The 4,544-nt window shown below is 41.7% G+C and carries 3 protein-coding genes; 1 reads left to right on the top strand and 2 read right to left on the bottom strand.

The annotated features are described in order from the left end of the window. The first annotated feature begins 1,382 nt into the window (after positions 1–1,382). Positions 1,383–3,341 (top strand): AMP-dependent synthetase/ligase, encoded by a 1,959-nt coding sequence (locus ACWB0I_RS11175; protein ID WP_479388147.1) that lies wholly within the window; start codon positions 1,383–1,385, stop codon positions 3,339–3,341. A gap of 186 nt (positions 3,342–3,527) precedes the next feature. On the opposite strand, the gene ACWB0I_RS11170 is transcribed toward ACWB0I_RS11175, so the two are convergent. Both ACWB0I_RS11170 and ACWB0I_RS11165 read right to left on the bottom strand, forming a co-directional pair. Further along, positions 3,528–3,788, bottom strand: a complete 261-nt coding sequence (locus ACWB0I_RS11170; protein ID WP_479388146.1) for an IS200/IS605 family transposase — start codon at positions 3,786–3,788, stop codon at positions 3,528–3,530. Positions 3,789–3,878: 90 nt separating this feature from the next. Next, a partial coding sequence (locus ACWB0I_RS11165) for an aldo/keto reductase (protein WP_479388145.1) occupies positions 3,879–4,544 on the bottom strand: 666 nt, incomplete at its 5' end.

The following is a 4,544-nucleotide window of genomic DNA, read 5'->3' as shown; positions in this document are numbered from 1 at the left end:
TGTAAACGGGTTCGGTGCTTCGTTTGCAAGAAGAAAGATTAAAGATTAAAGATGAAAGAAGGAAAAAGGAAAAAAGAAAAAGGAAAAAGGAAAAAATTCTTTTGTTTTTGCGTTGCATGGGTTTACTCCTGTTGTTTGTACGGTCGCAGGCATTGCTAATTTACGCCGGGGAACGGCGGTGGACAAGGGAAACGTTAAGATGATATAAGTTGAATAGTTGAATTTTGTGTGTACAGGCGATGGTGGGAATTTTTCCATGCGTAATGCGGGGGGGGTACGCCTGTACACCAGTTATTATTTTAAACAAATATATTTGAGTAAAGCGTAATAATAATGGACAAAATCTTAAATAACTGACCTTAATAATACGGTCGCTCCCCATAACATGGCCTTTCTTTAACATTCTAAAAGTCCCTTTTGGCCTGGCCTTCCATGGGGATTAAACATAACATTTTACTAAAGAACGGATTGCTTAAACACAAATCTGGAAGTTAGAATACTTCCCTTACAAGATGTAATACATTAGCGTGAGAAAATTTTTGTGCTGTGTGAGAAAACAAAACGATTGAATTGTTGATTTGTTGACTGATTGAACGAACGTCGAGTTGACATTTCGAATTCCTAATGATCGTGTATGGTTCTAATATTAGAAATTTCCAACACCGGTGAAAAAATTTCCCCCACAATCCTTCCCCTTCTCCCAGATTTTTATTCTGGGAGAAGGGGATAGAGAGGGTGAGGGAAAATAATTTAAAAAACGCTGCGCTATTTGTTACTTCTCTGTGCCCTCTGTGGTTGCTTAAATCCCTGCAAAAACGTTTTTGGTTGCGGCTATGCTGCCTTAGGATCTTCAACACAAAAATTTTCGCATCCCGCTAAGCGGGATTGAAGTTTTGAAGGAAGTATTCTAAGGTTTTCTTTGATTTCAGTCCTTTTTTACACGATATTTATGATTCTGAACCTTGGTTTTCCTTTATTACCTGGATTGTCATGATTTTTAAATCACTTCCCTTTAAAGGCTTTAGCGTGCAAAAATTTGTTTTATGGTTGAAGGGTTTTTCTGGTTTGTTTATTTGATAGGAATAGGGAACTGCCTGGTTAGGAAAGCAGATCTGGCACAAACCTTCCTCTCTTGATCTTCATTTCTGCAAAGCGATCCAAAAAGAAACCGTAAGGGATTCTTTCCCAGCTAAAGTTGGAAGGAAATGATGCGCGGCCTGTTTACTCCATCAGGAAATATTTCCTGCACAGCAGGCGAGGTGTTAAAGGCATAGGATATCCATTCATTTGTGGCCATGTTTCTTCAGATCTGCTATTTTTTATTACAACTTATTTTTTTAAATTAGAATGGTCTTATTAAACAACAGATGGGGAAAACAAACATGCAAAAACGAACCATTCCCTGGTTATTCGAAAGCAGTGCGCGTAAATTTTCGCAGAATCCCTTGATCTGGGAAAAAGGGACTGATACTTACAGCTATCTCACTTACCGCCAGATGCAGCAATTAGTTCATCAATTTGCGGCCGGATTACTTAAGTTAGGTGTCAAACGTGGTGAGCGCATCGCACTCATTTCAGAAGGCAGAAATTACTGGTTGATGAGTGAACTTGGCGTTTTGTACAGCGGGGCAATCAGTGTTCCTATTTCGATTAAAATTAATGAATTTTCTGATCTCAAATTTCGTCTTGCACATTCGGGATGCCGAATGGTTATTGTCTCTGGACAACATGTACACAAAATTGATAAAATTAAGCAGGACTTACCAGAACTGGAAATGGTTATCCTGCTCGATGGCAAGGAAAGCTATGGTCGTGATGAAATTTTAGTCGATGAGATTTTAGCGCAAGGGAAAGAATATCTGGCTTCCCAGGAGGGGCAGGATAATCTGAATCAGACCTGGCAATCGATTCAGGAAGAAGATTACGCTACCATCATGTACTCTTCTGGAACCACGGCTGATCCTAAAGGTGTAATCCTTTCACATAAAAATTATGTGGTTAACACGGAGCAGTCATTAACTGTCATGGATGTTCCTCCATATTTTACTACGTTGCTCATTTTACCCTGGGATCATGCCTTTGCCCATACTGTTGGTCTTTACACTCTGATCAAGAATGGGGCCAGCATGGCGGCGGTGCAAAGCGGCCGCACGCAACTGGAAACTTTAAAAAATATTCCAAAGAATTTGCTTGAAATCAAGCCGCACTTTTTGTTGAGCGTTCCTGCTCTGGCCAAAAATTTTCGTAAAAACATTGAAAAAGCGATTAAAAATCAGGGAAAGGCAACGGAAACTTTTTTCCAACAAGGGTTGAAGATTGCCTATCTTTACAATGGGGAGGGCTGGAACAGAGGCAAGGGAATGCGCAAAATTTACAAGCCGCTTTATGCCATCTATAATCGGATTTTGTTCAGTAAAATCAGGGAAAGCTTTGGAGGACGTTTGCAATTTTTTATCGGTGGGGGCGCCTACCTGGATATTGAAATGCAGCGTTTTTTTTATGCGATTGGTATCCCTATGTATCAGGGCTATGGTTTAACGGAAGCTGCGCCGGTGATTTCTTCGAATAAGCCCCATGAACACAAATTGGGCACATCGGGCAAAGTTTTAAAAGGCATGAAGGTTAAAATCGTTGATGACGATGGTCAGGAATTACCTACCGGTCAGCAAGGTGAAATTTGTGTGAAAGGGCAAAATGTAATGGTCGGTTACTGGAAAAATCCCAAAGCGACCGCCGAAACTTTGCGCGATGGGTGGCTACACACCGGGGATTTGGGCTATTTCGATGAAGATGGGTACCTGTATGTTTTGGGAAGAAAAAAGAGCTTGCTCATTGGTAACGATGGAGAGAAATACAGTCCCGAAGGCATTGAAGAGGCCATTGTGGATCACTCTCCTTACATCGATCAAATTATGTTGTACAATAATCAATCGGCTTACACGGTTGCGCTTGTCGTGCCTAACAAAGGGATGCTGAAGGAATGGATGGTTAAACATGGGCACTCTTTTCAATCGGAGGAGGGGCAATGTGCTGCGATTCGATTGCTTGAAAATGAGATCAATCAATTTAAACCGGGTGGAAAGTTTGCAGGCCTTTTCCCTTCACGCTGGCTCCCGGCCACTTTTGCCATTTTAGGAGAAGGATTCACAGAACAAAATCGTTTGTTGAATTCGACATTGAAGATGGTTCGTCCGAGAATAGTAGAATATTACAAGAATAGAATTGACTATTTGTATAGCGCAGAAGGCAAAGATGTTTGCAATGAATGGAATAAACGTATTATTCAAAGGATGAGTTTTACAGAGGAAGAGGATTTAACAGAACAGACGATGCAGAAGTAGGGAGAACTGTTTTAACAGTTTATTTTGTACTCGGGTAGAATTCATGTTTTTTCAGAAGTAGTTCATATTCCTGTTGAAATGACATTTTCCAGTGCCCGCGTTCCTGCTCTTGAATAAATGTTTCAACGCTTTTTACTTTTGAATGCAACACCGAAAAGGCGGCATACTCGTTATCCCAGGCAAATTTTATTGATTAATCCAATGAGACGAGCTTCCTTTTAACAGTTGTAACAGTTCCTGTATTGATAAATTGGATGGCAAACTTACCAGTGCATGAACATGGTCTGGATTCACATAATTTTTTCTCATATAAATGCCTTTTTCTTCGGCATATTTGTAGAGATATTTGGAAACTTTGATTCTTGCCGGTTCTGTAAGGCACTTTTCTTGCTGAAAGGTGGGCCAAATAAGATGTAGCCCGCATCGAACATATGAGTTTGAAGCCATGGATTTTCTCCTTTCTTTAAAGATAAAGTGGTAAAACTTTTAGCCAAACCGTTTAAACGGTTTCGGGCTCTCTCCCTCATCACTAACCGCTCACCCCTCCAAAATCTTCTCAATCTCATTCAATTCTCTCTCCCCGAAATCAAGATGTTGCAAAGCCCCCAGGCAATCGTCTATCTGCTCCACTTTACTCGCTCCAATCAGCGCTGAGGTTACGGTCTGATGACGCAGCACCCAGGCAATAGCCATCTGGGCCAGGGATTGTCCCCGTTCTTTGGCCAGGGCATTGAGCTTCCTGATCTTCTCCAGCCTTTTCTCTGTAATATCGTTACGACTTAAAAATCCATGCGCCTTGGCCGCCCGCGAGTCCTCCGGAATCCCCTCCAAGTACTTTTGAGTCAACAAACCCTGCGCTAATGGTGAAAAAACAATACATCCAATCCCTTCTTTATTCAACACCTTTAACAAGCCATCTTCAATCCAGCGATCGAACATATTATATTTCGGTTGATGGATCAGGCAGGGCGTGCCCAGTTCTCTTAATATTTTCGACGCTTCCCGTGTTTGTTCATGGTTGTAAGACGAAATGCCCACATACAGCGCACGGCCGCTTCGAACAATATAGTCCAGCGCCCCCATGGTCTCTTCCAGCGGAGTTTCTGGATCCGGCCGATGATGATAAAAAATATCAACATAATCCAGGCCCATTCTTTTCAAACTCTGGTCCAGACTGGCCACCAGATATTTCCGCGAGCCCCA

The organism is Caldithrix sp. (genome assembly GCF_056497305.1).
This window is presented reverse-complemented; position numbering and strand designations above follow the sequence as displayed.

Coding starts and splice junctions, on each gene's coding strand:
- ACWB0I_RS11170 (WP_479388146.1), bottom strand. CDS start 3,788: ATGGCTTCAAACTCATATGTTCGATGCGGGCTACATCTTATTTGGCCC.
- ACWB0I_RS11175 (WP_479388147.1), top strand. CDS start 1,383: ATGCAAAAACGAACCATTCCCTGGTTATTCGAAAGCAGTGCGCGTAAA.